Consider the following 16,045-nt stretch of genomic DNA (forward strand, 5'->3'; position numbering starts at 1 on the left):
CGGACGAGGCGGCCAGGGAGCGCGGGTCGACGCCGCTGCGCCAGGCGGTTTCCCGGTCCGCGCCCGGCAGCTGCGGGGGCGGCGGCACGGGGGCCGGAGCCGGCGCGGGAGCGGGAGCCGCGGTCTTGCGGCCTCCGCCGCGGCGCTGCTCGATCATCGCGGTGGCGGAGGTCGGCAGCCATGCCGAAGCCGTACCGCTGTCGTCGCCGCCGGAGGCGAAGAGGTGTGGGGCGAGCTGGGCCTGCAGGTCGGCGGGGGTGGGCCGCAGCCCGGCGTCCATCTGCATGCAGGAATCGATCAGCGACCGCAGTTCGTCGGGCAGGCCCTCCAGATCGGGGCCCTCGCGCAGCAGCATGAAGACCGTCTCGACGGGGTTGACGCCGTGGAACGGCGCATGGCCGGTGGCGGCGAAGACGAGCGTCGAGCCGAGCGAGAAGACATCGCTGGCGCCCGTGACGCTGCGCGAGTCCCGCGCCTGCTCGGGCGACATGTAGGCGGGCGTGCCGACGGCGACATTCGTCATGGTCAGCCGGGTGTTGGAGACCCCGGACGCGATCCCGAAGTCGATCACCCGCGGGCCGTCCTCGACGACGAGCACGTTCGACGGCTTCATGTCGCGGTGGACGAGCCCCGCACCGTGGATCGACTGGAGCGCCTCGGCGATACCGGCGGCCAGCCAGCGCACCGCCTGGACCGGCATGGGCCCGCACTCATTCACTATCTCTTCGAGCGACGGCGCGGGCACATAGGCGGTGGCCAGCCACGGCACGGCGGCCCGCGGGTCGGCGTCCACCACTGCGGCCGTGTAGAAGCCGCTGACCGCGCGGGCCGCCTCGACCTCGCGCGTGAAGCGGACCCGGAACAGCTGGTCCTCGGCGAGCTCCGTACGTACCGTCTTGATCGCCACCCGCCGGCCCGAAGCCGAGCGGGCGAGATAGACCAGCCCCATGCCACCGGCCCCGAGCCGTCCCAGCACCTCGAACGGGCCGATCCGTCTCGGGTCGTGCTGCGTCAGCTGCTCCACCACTTGCCCTGCCACCTCCCCGTACGGGCCTCAGGAACAGAAGCCCGCGAAAACCCGCCCTTGTACGGCGTCTCACCACTGGGCACCACCCGGCGGTGCGCACCCCGATTGTTCCTGGCTGAGGCTCTGGTTGCGAACCCGGGGGCGGACCGGGGTGTCACAGCTCACTCTGCCCTCTTCCCGGACACAGCGGGCTGAAGTACGGCGAACACGGCACCCTGATCGTCCTGGAGGACCGCCATCCTCCCGTACGGGATGTCGAAGGGCGGCTCGGAGATGCGGCCGCCGAGGCGTACGGCGTGTCCGGCGGCGGCATTGCAGTCCTCGACGGCGAAGTAGCTGAGGAAGTAGCTGGGCATCTCGGCCGGGAAGGCATCGGTGATGACGCTGCGCCCGCCGACCGCGGTGTCCGGTCCGGGTTCCGTCCCGGCCGGGGACCACATACGGAAGTCGACGCCGGACTCGGCTGTACCGGATTCGCCCGCGCCGGAGGCGTCGAGATCGGTGCCCTGGAAGCCGAAGACCTCCTCGTAGAAGGCATCGACACGGTCCTTCTGCCGGGTGTGGACCTCGGTCCAGCAGAAGGAGCCCGGTTCGTTCTGCTTCTCGAAGCCTTCGCGGTCACCGGCCTGCCAGAGCCCGAAGACCGCTCCGCCGGGGTCGGCCGCCTGGGCGAGCGCTCCGGCCCGGCCCGCCCGCACGGGGTCGATGATCACCTGACCGCCCGCCTCCCTGATGCGGGCGACGGTCGCGACGATGTCGTCGGTGGCGAAGTAGACGCCCCAGGCGGTCGGCATCCGGCCGTCCTGCTTGGCGGCGAGTGCGGCGACGAGCTTCCCGTCGCTGAGCGCGTCCGCGTACGGGCCGTCGCCGGCCCGGAAGGTCCAGCCGAACAGCTCACCGTAGAAGCGCTTGCCCGCTTCGAGGTCGGGAAGCTGCACATCCACCCAGCACGGCGCGGATCGCGCGAATGCGGCCATGGGCCCGGGTCCTTCCGTCGCGGTCGGTCGCGGTCGTTCGCGGCCGTTCGCAGTTCGTGACAGTGACGCTCATCACACCAAACGTAACCGCGGGTGGCGTGTGTCGCGCACCGACCCCTCCGCATCGAACTCATTTTCGATAGAGGAGTCCCTTAGCCGCGGCATCACGGAAAGTTATCCACGGAAGTTATCCACAGGCTGTTGATAAGACTTATCGCCCTGCGGGGCGCATCCGTCGATATCCGGCCACTCCCCCCACCCCGCCTGCGATGCTCCCCATTTGCAGTCGGCCGAATCGCGCTCCGATCCCCCCTCGGTAAGCTGACGGCATGACAGGACAAGTGCGCACCGTCGACGGCCGCGTGGCCGGTCGACGCGGACAGGCGACGCGGCAGAAGCTGCTCGACTGCCTCAGCGAGATGCTCAGTTCCTCGCCGTACCGGGACGTCAAAGTCATCGACGTCGCCCGGAAGGCTGGGACTTCACCCGCGACCTTCTACCAATACTTCCCCGACGTCGAGGGCGCCGTCCTCGAAATCGCCGAAGAAATGGCCAAGGAGGGTGCCGGTTTGACCGAACTGGTCGCAGGCCGCTCCTGGGTCGGCAAGGCCGGCTGGCAGACCGCCGAAGAACTCGTCGAGGGATTCCTCGACTTCTGGCGACATCATGACGCGATCCTGCGTGTGGTCGACCTCGGAGCGGCCGAGGGCGACAAGCGGTTCTACAAGATCCGTATGAAGATCCTGAACTCGGTCACCAACTCCCTTACCGATTCGGTGAAGGAGCTCCAGGCCAAGGGCAAGGTCGACAAGGACGTCAGCGCCGCCGCGATGGCGGGCTCGCTCGTCGCGATGCTGGCCGCGGTCGCCTCGCACCAGAAGGGCTTTACGACCTGGGGCGTGAAGCAGGCCGAACTCAAGCCGAATCTCGCACTGTTGGTGCATCTGGGCATCACCGGCAAGAAGCCGACCAAGTAGCGCCGCACCGGGCCCTTCCCCCACTGGGTACCGCGCGGCAATTCCGGGCGCCCCAGGTCCTGTCTCACCGACGGCGGACCACGCATGTGGTCCGCCGTCGGTGCACCCGGACCGTTCCACGGATCACCCCAACGGCCGTTCCCGCACACGGTTTTCACGCATCACCCACACACACGGTCGGCCGGCACCGCCGGTCTGCCCGCACCGCTTCCGTGCCCGCCCTCGTCAGGCGGCGGCGTCACTCCGCCGTTCCAGCCTGAAGAGCCGGATCTCCCGCTCGACCCGCGCCTGATACGTCGCATAGGGCGGCCAGAACTTCAGCGCCGTCTGCCACACCGCATCCCGTTCCGCGCCCCGCAGCAGGGTGGCGCGCACCGGAATGTCCCGGCCCCTCCAGTTGACGACGGCCTTGCCGGGACCGGCCAGCAGGTTCGCAGTCCAGGCCGGATGCCCCGTACGGCCGAAATTGCTGCCGACCAGGATCCAGCTCTGCTCCGTCCCGTTCTCCGGCATGCAGGCCAGCGGAGTGGTCCTGAGCCGCCCGCTCCTCGCACCCGGCACCGTCAGGATCAGCCCCGGCAGCATCCGGGCGCTGAGCAGCACCTTGCCACGCGTGAGCCGGTGCACCGTACGGTCCATGACGGGAATGACGTGCGGGGCGATCCTCGCGAACGTGCGGGTCGAGGACACCTTCTGGATCAGCCGGACACCGGGCGCCATCAGACCGCCACCTGCTCGGCCGATCCCGGGGCGGCGAATGCCGAGGACGCGGACGGCTGCCCGTTCGGCAGTGAGAACAGTCCGGCCTGCTGCGCCGCATGGTCCCGGAGCCGGTGGACGGGGCCGAAGAGCAGTTCGTCGGCAGCGGCCCGCTTGAAGTACAGATGCGCCTCGTGTTCCCAGGGGAACCCGATCCCGCAGTGCAGCTGGACGGCCTCGGCCGTGGTGATCCGCAGCGCCTCCAGGGCCTGGGCGAGTGCGAGGCCCCCGGCCGCCGGGTCCCAGGCCGCGTAGTACGCGGCGGAACGGGCCGCCTGCACCCGTACGTACAGATCCGCGAGGCGGTGCTTCACGGCCTGGAAGGAGCCGATCGCCCGGCCGGACCGTTCGCGCGTCTTCACGTATTCGACGGTCCGCTCCAGTGCGCTCGCCGCCGCCCCCACCGCCTCCGCGGCGAGCAGCGCGGCGACCCCGCGTCCTGCCGGGGCGAGCGCGCAGGTGACGTCCACGGTGTCGTCCGCGCCGAGGAGTTCGGCCTCGGTGTCACGGAGTTCGATGCGGGCCAGCGGGCGGGTCTCGTCCAGCGAGGTCCGGCGGGTGCGGACGATTCCGGCCGCCGTGTCCGGGCGGACCAGGAAGAGGAGCGTACGGCTGCGCGGGAAGCCGCCGGTGTGGGCGGCGACCAGGAGGAGTCCCGCGCTGTGCCCGTCGAGGACCTGGGCGGCCTCCCCGTACAGCCGCCAGCCCTCCGCGCCGCTGACCGGCCTGGCCTGTATTCCGCCCGCACGGCCGCCACCCGCCCAGGCGCCGCCGGTGGGGTCACCGGTGAGGCCGAGTGCGGTGGCGAGCGAGCCGCCGGGGACGGCCAGGGTCGCGGTCAGTTGGCCGGCGGCGATGCGCGGCAGCAGGGCGGTGCGCTGGGCCCCGGTGCCGAGGGCTGCGATCAGGGGCGCGGCGAGTGCGGCGGTGGCGATCAGGGGCGACGGCAGCAGAACGCGCCCGGTCTCCTCGCAGGCGACGGCGAGCTCGGCGAGGCCGCGTCCGACGCCTCCGTACTCCTGCGGGAGGGCGAGCCCGGGCAGCCCGAGGTCCTGGGCGAGCTGCCGCCACAGGGTCTCGTCGTACCCGTCGGCGGTCCGTACGGCACTCCTGACGCCGTCGGGTCCGCTGCGTTTGGCCAGCAGTTCGCGCAGGGTGCGGCGGATCTCGTCCTGTTCCGCGGTGAAGGCGGCATCCATCGTCGGGCTCCTTCCCCTCAGAGGCCTTCGGCCTCCGATCTGACGGCCCGTCATGTTAGGGGTGAATCCATGAGATTCCCAGAGTCGCGCACCAGGAGGAGCCGGGAAGATCCCGTCCCATCGAACGGTCCGCACCCCCACTATCTGATGTACCGTCAGATTCATGCCTTCTTCCCACCGCAAGGTCGCTGTCGTCGGCATATCCCTCGCCGACTGCGGACGCATCGACGAGGCCACGCCGTACGCGCTGCACGCCCAGGCCGCCCGCCGGGCACTGGCCGATTCGGGTCTGGACCGGTCCGTCGTCGACGGTCTCGCCTCCGCCGGACTCGGCACGCTCGCCCCGGTCGAGGTCGCCGAATATCTGGGGCTGAAACCCACCTGGGTGGACTCCACCGCGGTCGGCGGCTCGACCTGGGAGGTGATGGCGGCCCATGCGGCGGACGCCATCGCGGCGGGTCACGCCAATGCCGTTCTGCTGGTGTACGGCTCGACCGCACGCGCGGACATCAAGGCGGGCCGCCGGACGTCCAATCTCTCCTTCGGGGCGCGCGGCCCGCTCCAGTTCGAGGTGCCGTACGGGCACTCGCTGATAGCCAAGTACGCGATGGCCGCCCGCCGCCATATGCACGAGTACGGGACGACCCTGGAGCAGCTCGCCGAGGTGGCGGTCCAGGCGCGGGCGAACGCGGCGGCCAACCCGGACGCGATGTTCCGTGAGCCGATCACGGTGGACGACGTGATGTCGGGGCCGGTGATCGCGGACCCGTTCACCAAGCTGCACTGCTGCATCCGCAGCGACGGCGGCTGCGCGGTGCTGCTGGCCGCTGAGGAGTACGTACCGGACACGGCGAAGGAACCGGTGTGGATCCTCGGTACGGGCGAGCACGTCTCGCACACCACCATGTCCGAGTGGGACGACTTCACGGCCTCCCCCGCGGCGGTCTCGGGCCGCCTGGCGTTCGAACGGGCGGGGGTGCGGCCCGCGGACATCGATATCGCCGAGATCTATGACGCGTTCACCTATATGACGCTGGTGACGCTGGAGGACCTGGGTTTCTGCGCGAAGGGGGAGGGCGGCGCGTTCGTGGAGAAGGGCCGGACCGGCCTGACGGGCGAGCTGCCGGTCAACACGGACGGGGGCGGCCTGTCCGCCTGCCACCCCGGGATGCGCGGACTGTTCCTGCTGGTGGAGGCAGTGCGGCAGCTGCGCGGCGAGGCGGGTGGGCGCCAGGTGCGCAGGGCGGGCGGCCGGCTGCCGGAGCTGGCGGTGGCCTCGGGGACGGGCGGCTGGTTCTGCTCGTCGGGGACGGTGGTGCTGGGGCGGGGGTGAGGGCCGGGGCGGGGGCAGCCGGTCACAGCGCGACGACCGTGAGCGATGCCCTGTGCGAGGGCGCCATGCGCTGCAATGGGGCCATGAACGACGCGCAGAAGACCGACGCACAGCAGAGCTTCCTGGACCTGCTCCACGCCCAGCGGGTCTGGGACGTGGACCTTCCCGCCTTCGACCCGGACGCCGCGCCCTCCGCCCCGCTCCCCCTCTTCCATACCTGGTTCGCCGAGGCCGTGGCCGCCGGGCAGGCCGAGCCGCACACGATGTCGCTGGCCACCGTCGACGCCGAGGGCCGGCCCGATGTGCGGACGCTGATGCTGCACGACGCGGACGAGCGCGGCTGGCACTTCGCCACGCACCGCACCAGCGCGAAGGGCCGCCAGCTCGCCGCCCACCCGCACGCCGCGCTCGGCTTCTACTGGCCGGTGCAGGGGCGGCAGGTACGGGTGCGGGGACCGGTCACCGAGACGAGCCGGGCGGAGAGCCTGGCCGATCTGCACGCCCGCTCGACCGGGGCGCTCGCAGCGGCGCTGACCGGGTCCCAGAGCGAGGTGCTGGACTCGCAGGAGGAACTGGCCCGGACCGCCGACGCCGCCTGGGAACGGGCGTCGGCCGAGCCGGACGCGGAGGTCGCCGGCTGGACGCGGTACGTGGTCGAGCCCCGGGAGGTCGAGTTCTTCCAGGGCGACGCGGGGCGCCGCCACGTACGGCTGCGCTACCGCCGGGACGGTGCGCACTGGACGCGGGAACTGCTCTGGCCGTAGGGACAGCGCCCGCGGGGCGGCCCGGCCCTGGAGACGAGGCACTCAAGGGCCGGGGATTTATTCGGATTCAACCGTAAAGGAGCACTATGGGAGACAGATGAGGACTGGAGGCACCGATGAGCCGAACCCCTTCCCGTTACGCCCCCGACCGCGGGCTGACCACGCGCATGGTGACCACCATGTTCCTGATCGGTCTGCTGTACGTGGTGCTGGTCGGCGTGCTGCTCGCGGTGCTGCGCGGCGCCTGGCCGATCATTCTGATCTTCACCGGCGGCCTCTTCATCGCCCAGTTCTGGTTCAGCGACCGCATCGCGGCCTTCAGCATGGGCGCCCGGGAGGTCACCCCCGAGCAGGCGCCGGAGCTGCACGGCACCGTCGACCGGATCTGTGCCCTGGCCGACATGCCCAAGCCCCGGGTGGCGATCGCCCAGAGTGATGTGCCGAACGCCTTCGCCACCGGCCGGAGCGAGAAGACCGCCCTGGTGTGCGCCACCACCGGACTGCTGCGCAGACTGGAGCCGGAGGAGCTGGAGGGCGTACTCGCGCACGAGATGTCGCACGTCGCGCACCGCGATGTCGCCGTCATGACGATCGCCTCGTTCCTCGGTGTGCTCGCCGGCATCATCACCCGCGTCGCCCTGTGGGGCGGTCTCTCCCGCAACAGCAGGGCCAATGACCCCGTCGGCATCGCTGTCATGCTGATCCCGCTGGTCAGCGCCGTCGTGTACGCCCTGAGCTTCCTGCTCACCCGGCTGCTCTCGCGCTACCGCGAGCTCTCCGCCGACCGCACCGCCGCCCTGCTCACCGGCCGCCCCTCCGCGCTCGCGTCCGCCCTCACGAAGGTGAGCGGCCAGATGGCCCGCATCCCGACCGAGGACCTGCGGAAGGCGGAGCCGTACAACGCCTTCTACTTCGTTCCCGCGTTCTCCTCCAAGGAGAGCCTGAGCCGGCTGCTCTCCTCCCACCCGACCCTCGAACAGCGCCTGGACCAGCTGGCCCGTATCTCCGCCGACCTCGCCCGCCCGTAAGGAACCGTTCATGGGTCTTCTCGACACCATCCTGGGCCGCACCAAACCGGTCCGCCCCGACCTCGACCAGCTCTTCGCCGTGCCCTCCGCCGCCCTCACCCTCCAGGCCGGCGCGGGGTTCGCGCCCACCGGCCTCGGCTCGGTCTGCTTCGCGGGCGTCGAGGGCGGCACCTTCGCCCGCATCCAGCAGGACGTACGCGAACTGCTCGACGCCGACACCGACCGGGGCGGCATTCCGGTGGAGTTCAGCCAGGACACGTACGGCTACACCTGGCTGCTCGCCCGACAGCCGGCCGAGGACACCGCCGCCCTGGTCAACGACCTGCACGCGGTGAACACCCTGCTCCAGGACGGCGGCTTCGGGCCACAGCTGCTCTGCTCCCTGATCGGCTTCCGGGATGCGCGGGACCGCCCGCTGGCCCTGGTCTATCTCTACAAGAGGGGCACGTTCTATCCGTTCGCGCCGATGCCGGGTGGCGCCGAGAAGCGTGACAACCAGCTGGAGTTGCAGATCCGGGCGGTGGTCGGGGACGACCTCCGGATGGAGAAGGATCTGGCCCGGTGGTTCCCGGTGTGGGGGGCGCCGGGGCTGTGACGCGGGGAGGGCCGATGACAGGGACCCGGCGTCGCACCCACCCGTATCATCGCCTCCATGACTGCTGAACCCTCCCGCTCCGCCGACCGTATGCGCGCTTCGGATGCCGATCGCGAGGCGGTGGTCGAGCAGTTGCGGGAGGCGGCGGCCGAGGGCCGCATCGACATGGACGAGCTGGACACCCGGCTCGGGCTGGCGTTGTCCGCCAAGACCTACGCCGAACTGGCGCCCCTCACCGAGGATCTGGTCCCCATCGAGGTGGCGACGGGTGAGCCGCTGGTCCTCAAGGGCGGCATGCACGGCGTGACGCGCTCGGGCGTCTGGAAGGTCCCCCCGGTGATACGCGCCCAGGGCGGCGTCGGCGGCGTCCGGATCGACTTCACCCGCGCCGAGTGCCGACTGCGCGAGATCGCGCTGGAAGTGCGCGGAGAGATGGCCGGGGTGAAGATCGTGATCCCGGAGGGCTGGACCGTGCACACCGACAACCTGGATCAGGGCCTCGGCGGCCTGAAGGACAGGACCACGGACGAGAGGACGCCCGGCGCCCCGCTCCTCCGGCTGACGGGCTCCTGCGGCATGGGCGGTGTGGTCGTCCGCCACCCGAACTTCCGCGAGCGCCGCAAGCTGCGCAGCATCGAGTCCTGAGTCGCACCGGCTCGGGCCGGGCCCCGCTTCGGAAGCCGTCGTCCTTCGAGCCTGTTCGTCCAGCGGGACGAGGGGGCCGAGCGGATGTCCTTCACCTGGTACCCGGACCGGGAGTACTTCACCGGCGGCGCCTCCGTGCGCTGCGCCTACGACCCCGGATGGAAGACCGGCGACGTCGGCCCCGCCGGGGACCGACAGATGCCACCCACTCTCGGGCCGACACAGCGGAACCAGGGCGCGTTCACGCGTTCACGCGTTCCAGAAGTGGATCTCGATGTGCTGGTCCCAGTCATCGACGAGTGGCGGTGACCAGCACGTGCAAAACGCGCTCAGCAGCCTCAGGAACCTCAGCAGTCTCCGGGGTGGAAGACCGGAACAGCCTCTTCCCCCTCCTCCCGCCGGAAGGCCACCCGCAGCGCCATGCCGATGGCGAGGCCGGATTCCTCACATCGCACGATCTCCGTCATCATCCGCGGCCCCTCGGCCAGGTCAACCACGGCGGCGACGTACGGGACCCGGGCGCCGAACGGCGGCAGGTCGTTGCGGTGGACGACGGACCAGGTGTAGAGCGTGGCGTCTCCGCTCGCCCGCTCCCAGCTGACGTCCTCACTCCAGCAGTGCGGGCAGAACTCGCGCGGGTAGTGGTGCGCGCGCCCGCAGGCGCGGCAGCGGCGCAGCAGCAACTGCCCCTGGGCGGCGGCGTCCCAGTAGGGGCGGGTGAAGGCGTCGGGCTCGGGGAGGTCGAATCGTACGGCGGCCGCGGTCACAGGAAGAGTCCGATCGCTTCGTCGAGGGACCATGCCTGCCAGGACATCGCGAACAGCGCGACGAGCGAGATGAGCGCCATCATCGCGTTCTGCCCCTGCTCGGCCCAGTCGTGGATCATCAGCACGAGATAGAGAAGGTTGAGGAGGAGTCCCGCGGCCAGCGCGACGGGGGTGAGGAATCCGGCGATCAGGCCGAGCCCCAGGGCGAGTTCGGCGTACACGACGACGTAGGCCATGGCCTTGGGGCGCGGGGCGACGATCCGCCGGAATCCGGTCCGCACGGCCGTCCACCGGTGTTTGCCCGCGACGTCCGCGGCCCAGGCGATGCCCGTACCGCGCTCGAACCAGCCCTTCTTGTCCTTGTGCCGCCAGCTCTCCAGCCACCACAGGCCGAGGCCTATCCGGAGGACGGCGAGCCACTCGGCGCCGCCGAGCCAGATCGTCTGCATGGGGCCTCCCGCTCACTGAATCTGACGGTACGTCAGTTCACCTGATGGCGACGGCTTGCGCAAGGGGCGTGCAGGAGGTGTGCGAGAGACGCGCAAGGGCCACACACCCGTGATCAATTCGCAACCGATTCCGGTCTTGGCCGAGACCCATCAAGTAACTGCGCGATTACGCTCCGAACCATGCCCGACAGAGCACCTACCGCCGGTAGCCCCACCCCGGCCCGCATCGACCTCACCGAGGACCGGCCCGTGTACGTCATCGGCGGTGGCCCGGGCGGTCTCGCCGCCGCGGCGGCCCTGCGCGAGCAGGGGGTACGGGCGGTGGTGCTGGAGAAGTCCGAGAACGTGGGCGCGTCCTGGCGCCGCCACTACGACCGGCTGCACCTCCACACGACCCGGCGCTGGTCCGCGCTGCCGGGACTTGCGATGCCGCGCCGGTTCGGACGCTGGGTGGCCAGGGACGATGTGGTGCGCTACCTGGAGAAGTACGTCGAGCACCACGGGCTGGAAGTGGTGACAGGCGTCGAGGTGTCCCGAGTCGACCGGGCCCCCGACGGAGTCGGCTGGCAGCTGGCCGCGACCGGCGGCCGGATACTGACCGGCCGGGCCGTCGTCGTCGCCACCGGCTACAACCACACCCCGCGCGTCCCCGACTGGTCCGGCCGCGACACCTTCACCGGCGACCTGGTGCACGCCTCCGACTACCGCGATCCCGCCCCGTACACGGGCAGGGACGTCCTTGTCGTCGGCATCGGCAACACGGGCGCCGAGATCGCCGCCGACCTGGTGGAGGGCGGGGCGTCCCGGGTCCGGATCGCCGTGCGCACCGTGCCGCACATCGTGCGCCGCTCGACGGCGGGCTGGCCCGCGCAGGCGACCGGCATCCTGGTCCGCAGGCTGCCGGTCCGGCTGGTCGACCGGGCCGGGCGCCTGATGGCCAGGATCGCCGTGCCGGACCTCGCCGCACAGGGCCTCCCGCGCCCGGACACCGGCCTGTACTCACGGGTCAAGGACGGGGCCATTCCGGTGCAGGACGTGGGGCTGATCGACGCGGTGAAGAACGGCCGGGTGGTGCCGGTGGCCGCCGTCGAGTCGTTCGACAAGGACGTGGTGGTGCTGGCCGACGGGGACCGGATCACCCCGGACGCGGTGATCGCGGCGACCGGCTACCGGCGGGCCCTGGAGGGGCTGGTCGGCCACCTCGACGTACTGGACGCCCGGGGCCGCCCGGTGGTGCACGGCGGCCGCACCCCCAAGCAGGCACCCGGCCTGTACTTCACCGGGTTCACCAACCCGATCAGCGGCATGTTCCGCGAAATGGCCCTGGACGCACGGAAGATCGCCAAGAGGCTGGCACGCACCGGCTGACTGTCCGGGGCCGGGCGGGTGCCTCGGCGCGGGCGTCAGGCGTAACGCGGGAGCGCGTCGGCCGAGATCGTCCACTCGCCGATGGTGACGTCCTCGCCGTACACGAAGTCCTTGCGGATCGCGTATCGCGGACCTTCCGGCGTCGGGTGGATTTCGGAGAGGACAGCACCCGTGCCCGTGCGGGAATCGAAGAGCGGCAGATCGCGTACATCATCGGCCTCACCGTCCTTGGTGGCTCGCTGCTCATGGCCGTGTTGCGGTGACGAAGCGCTGCTGGTCGCGGCTGTCGTCGTCCACGACGAGAGCAACCAACCGCAAAGATCCCGCTCGGGCGGTGGCCGGCGTCTCCTCCGTGACCGCGAGGACGCGATGCCGCGTACCAGGCGGTTCAGCGATAAGCCCTGCCGCGTACGTAAGCGACGACGAGGGTGATCGCGGTGATGGCACACACCAGCATGCCGATGGCCAGGAAGGCGTAGCCGACCTCGCTGATGCCCGATTCGGTCTGGACGATGGTCATTCCGCCGCCACCGGGGATCCGGCGTTCCCTGTCCGGGTGGTCCGCCATGTAGAGGATCATCGCGGCGACCGCCGCCGCGCACACCGCGGCCCCGGCCAGCGGCCAGCCGCCCGCCCTGCCGTACCAGGGGATCCGCGGTTTCAGAGCGACGTGCGGGCACTGTGTCAGCAGGGCGCGTCCCAGGTCCGCGGCACGTTCGGGGAGCCCGTCCGCCCGGAGCCTGGTGCCGTCATCGAGGTCGATCACGATGCGGTACCCGTTGCCGAGCCGGGTCGCGATGGCGTTCACCGCATCGCCGTCGACGTGGAGCGAGGTGACGCGGTTCCAGGACCAGCCCGCGGCCCCGCGCCGGGATCCGTGGACCAGACCGCCCCGGCGCACCTCGAAATACTCCCCGGGCTCGCCGCGTAGGGCGCGCGCGATCTGGGTGGCCGCGATCGCCACGGCGCCCAGTGCGAGGCCGAGCAGGAGGCCGATCGCCCTGTTGCTGCCGGCCGACCCGTCGCCGGTTGCGGACACGCCCCACACACCCAGCCAGGCCGACGGGATGGCTATGAGCAGCGCACAGCCCGCGTTCACCCACCGTTTCCGGTGATCCACCGCGTGCCGACTGACCACCGGGCCGAGGTCTTCGAACGCGTCCGCTTCTTCGATACCAGTCACCGGGGAAGTCAAGCATCCGGCCTGCCGGCTCCCTCAAGATCGCCTCAGGAGCCGGTAGTCAGCACCGTTGCGTCTGGATCTCGAGGTTCCTGTCCATGAAGGAGTGACGCGAGAGCAGTGGCGGCTCTGCACGATTCGGCGGTGTCTTGTCGTAGCCCCCGTAGCGCTCGGGAGCATCCCGCCGGGCGCCCTCGCGCACGGGTCTGCCGGCCGGGGCTCCACACACATGCGGGGCGCGACCGGGAGGATCGATCCGGTCGCGCCCCGCCCTGCTTCGAGAGGCGTCCGTCACGCCTCGGGCGCGGCGTTCACCATGACCTTCGCCGTGTTGTTCTCGGGCTTCGGGTCGAACGGGAACGTGCCCCCGGGGCCGCCGGAGGTGAGTACGACCCGGCCGGTGGCGTCCAGCGCCCGGCTCTGCGGTGAACCGCCGCCGCTGCCTCCGAGCAGCAGGTTCTGCTCGGAGGGCGCCTGGATCCAGAGCTGGTCGGACTGCTCCTCGGCGGACGCGGACGCCGAAGCCGCGAGTGCGGCGGTCAGCAGCCCGGCGGCCACGGCGATGCAGGCACCGAGGCGCGCCGTGCGCCGGACGGATACAGGTCTCATGAATTCCCCCAGGAATGGACCGACGATGGTGAGCGACGGCCGGAAATCCGGCCTGCCGGTTGGACATTCAAGATCACCGGGAGTTGCACGGCGATGTTGTCCGGCCGGTCCGCCGCCCCGTGTGCGTACCGTTGGCTCATGGACGTGTTCGACGAGTTGTTGCGTGGTGTGCGGGGGAAGGGGGCGCTCTTCGGCCGCTCGGTGCTGTGGCCGCCGTGGTCGCTGAGGTTCACGGACGGCGCGTATCTGACCCTGTGCGTGCCGCTGCGCGGCGAGGGCTGGATCATCCCGGAGGGCGGGAACGGGGACGGGGGCCGGGGCGGCGACGGTACGGCGCGCCGGGTGCGGGTCGGCGAGGCGGCGATCGTACGGGGGCCGGCCCCGTTCGTCTTCACCGACGACCCGGCCACGGGCACGGGCCCGGGTGCGTCCGTACGAGAGGTGCGCTGGGACGCGGGACCGGGTAACGACCCGGCACCGCCGGACGAACTCACCGGCCCCACCGTGCTGGTGGCCGCCGCCTTCGACGTGCACGCCGAGGTTCCGCGGCGGCTGCTCCAGGTCCTTCCTCCGGTGCTCGTCGTACCGGACGAAGATGACTGTTCGCCGCTGCGCGACTATCTGGGGGCTCAGATCGGCAGGGCGCGGCCGGGCCGGCAGATCGTGCTGGACCGGCAGCTGGACTGGATGCTGGTGTGCACGCTCCGCGACTGGTTCGACCGTCCGGAGGCGGCTCCGCCCACGTGGTACCGCGCGCTCGGCGACGAGGTGGCGGGCCCGGCGCTGCGTGCCATGCACGAGGAGCCGGCGCATCCGTGGACGACGGCCGAGCTGGCCGCACGGGCCGGGGTCTCGCGCACCACGTTCGCCAAACGGTTCACCGAACTGGTCGGGGAGGGCCCGGTGGCGTATCTGACCGAATGGCGCATGACACTCGCCGCCGATCTGCTGAGCCGCCGGGACCTGACGGTGGCGGCGGTGGCCCGCCGGGTGGGGTACGCCGATGCGTTCGGCTTCAGCGCGGCGTTCAAGCGGATCCGGGGCGTCAGCCCGAGCGCGTACCGCCGAGAGCCCGAGGCGCGGGGCGAGCCGGACCGGGAGTCCCCGGCAGGCTGACGCCCCGCCCCTCTCCCCCTCCCCGGGGCCCGGGCTCAGCCGGTCCAGGCGCCCGCGTCGGCCGCCTTGCGCACGAACGCCCCGAAGTCCCGCGGCGCGCGCCCCAGCGCACGCTGCACTCCGTCGACGACCGGAGCCTCCCGGCTCGTACGGATCGGCTTCATCGCGTCCGTCCACAGCGCCGCTTCCTCGGGGGACACCCCCTGGGCGACCAGCCCCGCCACGAACTCCTGCTCGGGGACCGGGACGTACCCGGCCCGCTGCCCGGTGACCTTCGCGATCTCGGCCAGCGCGTCGTCGACGGTGAGCGCCCGCGTTCCGGACAGCTCGTACACCTGACCCTCGTGGCCGGGCCGGGTGAGCGCGGCGACGGCGACGTCCGCGATGTCGTCCGCGTCGACGAACGCGGTGGCCCCGTCCCCGGCGGGCAGCGCCAGCTCACCGCCGATCACCCCGTCGCGGAAGACCCCCTCGCTGAAGTTCTGCGCGAACCAGCCGGGCCGCAGGATCGTCCACGGCACCCCTGAGGCCCGCACCGCGATCTCACCCTCCATGTGCGGCCCGGTCCCGTCGTAGGAATCCCCGAAGTACCCCGGCACGTCGGCGCCCCGGGCGGACAGCAGCACCAGCCTCCCGACCCCGCTCGCCACGGCCTGCTCCACCAGCGCGGGGGTCCGGGAGGGAGCGAGGTCCAGCGGAACGATGTACGCCGCCGCGACCCCCTCCAGCGCCGCGCCCCAGGTCCCCCGGTCGTCCCAGTCGAACGGTGTCTCCCCGGACCGCGACGCCACCCGCGTCTCCACCCCTTGTTCCCGCAGCCGGTCCACGACCCTGCGTCCGGTCTTGCCGGTACCTCCGATGACGAGTACGGGCCGGTCTGTACGAGTGTTCTGTGCTTCCTGTGTCATACGAGAAGCCTGGCCCGGCGCCCCGCACGCGGGCCATGTCCCGGAATCCGGAGTGGATGTCCATGCGTCCGGCCGCCGCAACAGGAGGTATGCGGGCATCCATCACAAGAATGTCCGGCACCCAACCGCTGGGCGGAGTTCACCGAGGCGTCCAGAACATGAGTCACCGATGCCGAGGCATTGATCGCCGAAGGTGCGCGATGCATGCACGTTTGATTGCGCTTGACGGTCCAGGGATCACGGCACAAGTTGAGCCGTCGGGTATCCCGGGACTCGGGACCAGGGCTGCGGGGACGCGGGGAGGATGCACTGATGGCATGGGACGAGTGAGGTTTTCTCAGCGG

The 16,045-nt window shown here is 71.2% G+C and carries 18 protein-coding genes and 1 pseudogene; 9 read left to right on the top strand and 10 right to left on the bottom strand.

The genetic code is table 11. The features are described from left to right. Together GA0115254_RS00895 and GA0115254_RS00900 are read right to left on the bottom strand one after the other, a co-directional pair. A partial coding sequence (locus tag GA0115254_RS00895; protein ID WP_176739924.1) for a serine/threonine-protein kinase occupies positions 1 to 1,027 on the bottom strand: 1,027 nt, incomplete at its 3' end. A 161-nt stretch (positions 1,028 to 1,188) separates the two neighbouring features. Beyond that, on the bottom strand, positions 1,189 to 2,004 hold the full coding sequence (locus GA0115254_RS00900) for a VOC family protein (RefSeq protein ID WP_093893324.1): 816 nt from the start codon (positions 2,002 to 2,004) through the stop codon (positions 1,189 to 1,191). 329 nt (positions 2,005 to 2,333) lie between these two features. Between GA0115254_RS00900 and GA0115254_RS00905 the strand changes: the two genes are divergently transcribed. Next, on the top strand, positions 2,334 to 2,981 hold the full coding sequence (locus tag GA0115254_RS00905) for a TetR family transcriptional regulator (protein ID WP_093893325.1): 648 nt from the start codon (positions 2,334 to 2,336) through the stop codon (positions 2,979 to 2,981). Positions 2,982 to 3,206: 225 nt separating this feature from the next. Here GA0115254_RS00905 and GA0115254_RS00910 read toward each other — a convergent pair whose 3' ends face one another. Continuing rightward, positions 3,207 to 3,701 carry a nitroreductase family deazaflavin-dependent oxidoreductase gene (locus GA0115254_RS00910; protein ID WP_093893326.1) on the bottom strand — a complete coding sequence of 165 codons (495 nt, stop codon included), beginning with the start codon at positions 3,699 to 3,701 and terminating at the stop codon, positions 3,207 to 3,209. Continuing rightward, entirely contained in the window at positions 3,701 to 4,939 is a 1,239-nt protein-coding gene (locus GA0115254_RS00915) for an acyl-CoA dehydrogenase family protein (RefSeq protein ID WP_093893327.1), read from the bottom strand. Before GA0115254_RS00915 ends, GA0115254_RS00910 begins: the two co-directional genes overlap by 1 nt. A gap of 163 nt (positions 4,940 to 5,102) precedes the next feature. Here GA0115254_RS00915 and GA0115254_RS00920 point away from each other — a divergent pair, with 163 nt between their 5' ends. The 6 genes from GA0115254_RS00920 (at position 5,103) to GA0115254_RS00945 (ending at position 9,613) form a co-directional block, all read left to right on the top strand. Further along, positions 5,103 to 6,272, top strand: a complete 1,170-nt coding sequence (locus GA0115254_RS00920; protein WP_093893328.1) for a thiolase C-terminal domain-containing protein — start codon at positions 5,103 to 5,105, stop codon at positions 6,270 to 6,272. A gap of 83 nt (positions 6,273 to 6,355) precedes the next feature. Then, a complete protein-coding gene (locus tag GA0115254_RS00925) occupies positions 6,356 to 7,036 on the top strand; it encodes a pyridoxine/pyridoxamine 5'-phosphate oxidase (RefSeq protein ID WP_093893329.1) in 681 nt (226 codons plus the stop codon). A gap of 116 nt (positions 7,037 to 7,152) precedes the next feature. Beyond that, the gene (htpX, locus tag GA0115254_RS00930; RefSeq protein ID WP_093893330.1) at positions 7,153 to 8,064 is read left to right on the top strand and encodes a zinc metalloprotease HtpX; all 912 of its coding nucleotides are present in this window, start codon (positions 7,153 to 7,155) and stop codon (positions 8,062 to 8,064) included. Positions 8,065 to 8,074: 10 nt separating this feature from the next. Next, positions 8,075 to 8,659 carry a PspA-associated protein PspAB gene (locus GA0115254_RS00935; RefSeq protein ID WP_093893331.1) on the top strand — a complete coding sequence of 195 codons (585 nt, stop codon included), beginning with the start codon at positions 8,075 to 8,077 and terminating at the stop codon, positions 8,657 to 8,659. 57 nt (positions 8,660 to 8,716) lie between these two features. After that, positions 8,717 to 9,304 (top strand): DUF1707 SHOCT-like domain-containing protein, encoded by a 588-nt coding sequence (locus tag GA0115254_RS00940; protein ID WP_093893332.1) that lies wholly within the window; start codon positions 8,717 to 8,719, stop codon positions 9,302 to 9,304. An 84-nt stretch (positions 9,305 to 9,388) separates the two neighbouring features. Beyond that, complete coding sequence (locus GA0115254_RS00945) at positions 9,389 to 9,613, top strand: hypothetical protein (protein WP_093893333.1); 225 nt, start codon at positions 9,389 to 9,391, stop codon at positions 9,611 to 9,613. Between the two features lie 38 nt (positions 9,614 to 9,651). On the opposite strand, the gene GA0115254_RS00950 is transcribed toward GA0115254_RS00945, so the two are convergent. Both GA0115254_RS00950 and GA0115254_RS00955 read right to left on the bottom strand, forming a co-directional pair. After that, positions 9,652 to 10,104, bottom strand: a complete 453-nt coding sequence (locus tag GA0115254_RS00950; protein WP_093893334.1) for a Zn-ribbon domain-containing OB-fold protein — start codon at positions 10,102 to 10,104, stop codon at positions 9,652 to 9,654. Continuing rightward, positions 10,068 to 10,520, bottom strand: a complete 453-nt coding sequence (locus GA0115254_RS00955; protein ID WP_093893335.1) for a DoxX family protein — start codon at positions 10,518 to 10,520, stop codon at positions 10,068 to 10,070. The genes GA0115254_RS00950 and GA0115254_RS00955 overlap by 37 nt, the downstream gene beginning before the upstream one ends. 180 nt (positions 10,521 to 10,700) lie before the next feature. Between GA0115254_RS00955 and GA0115254_RS00960 the strand changes: the two genes are divergently transcribed. Next, the gene (locus tag GA0115254_RS00960; RefSeq protein ID WP_093893336.1) at positions 10,701 to 11,888 is read left to right on the top strand and encodes a flavin-containing monooxygenase; all 1,188 of its coding nucleotides are present in this window, start codon (positions 10,701 to 10,703) and stop codon (positions 11,886 to 11,888) included. Between the two features lie 35 nt (positions 11,889 to 11,923). On the opposite strand, the pseudogene GA0115254_RS42845 reads toward GA0115254_RS00960, so the two are convergent. The 3 genes and pseudogenes from GA0115254_RS42845 to GA0115254_RS00975 form a co-directional block, all read right to left on the bottom strand. Continuing rightward, a pseudogene (locus GA0115254_RS42845) lies at positions 11,924 to 12,082 on the bottom strand (Uma2 family endonuclease); the annotation flags it as partial. A 194-nt stretch (positions 12,083 to 12,276) separates the two neighbouring features. Next, positions 12,277 to 13,071, bottom strand: a complete 795-nt coding sequence (locus tag GA0115254_RS00970; protein ID WP_093893338.1) for a hypothetical protein — start codon at positions 13,069 to 13,071, stop codon at positions 12,277 to 12,279. 288 nt (positions 13,072 to 13,359) lie between these two features. Continuing rightward, entirely contained in the window at positions 13,360 to 13,677 is a 318-nt protein-coding gene (locus tag GA0115254_RS00975; RefSeq protein WP_093893339.1) for a hypothetical protein, read from the bottom strand. A gap of 138 nt (positions 13,678 to 13,815) precedes the next feature. Between GA0115254_RS00975 and GA0115254_RS00980 the strand changes: the two genes are divergently transcribed. Next, positions 13,816 to 14,793: an AraC family transcriptional regulator gene (locus GA0115254_RS00980; RefSeq protein WP_093893341.1), complete on the top strand. Its 978-nt coding sequence runs from the start codon at positions 13,816 to 13,818 to the stop codon at positions 14,791 to 14,793. A 35-nt stretch (positions 14,794 to 14,828) separates the two neighbouring features. On the opposite strand, the gene GA0115254_RS00985 is transcribed toward GA0115254_RS00980, so the two are convergent. Beyond that, a complete protein-coding gene (locus GA0115254_RS00985; RefSeq protein ID WP_093893340.1) occupies positions 14,829 to 15,701 on the bottom strand; it encodes an NAD(P)H-binding protein in 873 nt (290 codons plus the stop codon). Between the last annotated feature and the right edge of the window lie 344 nt (positions 15,702 to 16,045).

It is taken from the genome of Streptomyces sp. Ncost-T10-10d (assembly GCF_900091955.1).
Classification (GTDB): domain Bacteria; phylum Actinomycetota; class Actinomycetes; order Streptomycetales; family Streptomycetaceae; genus Streptomyces.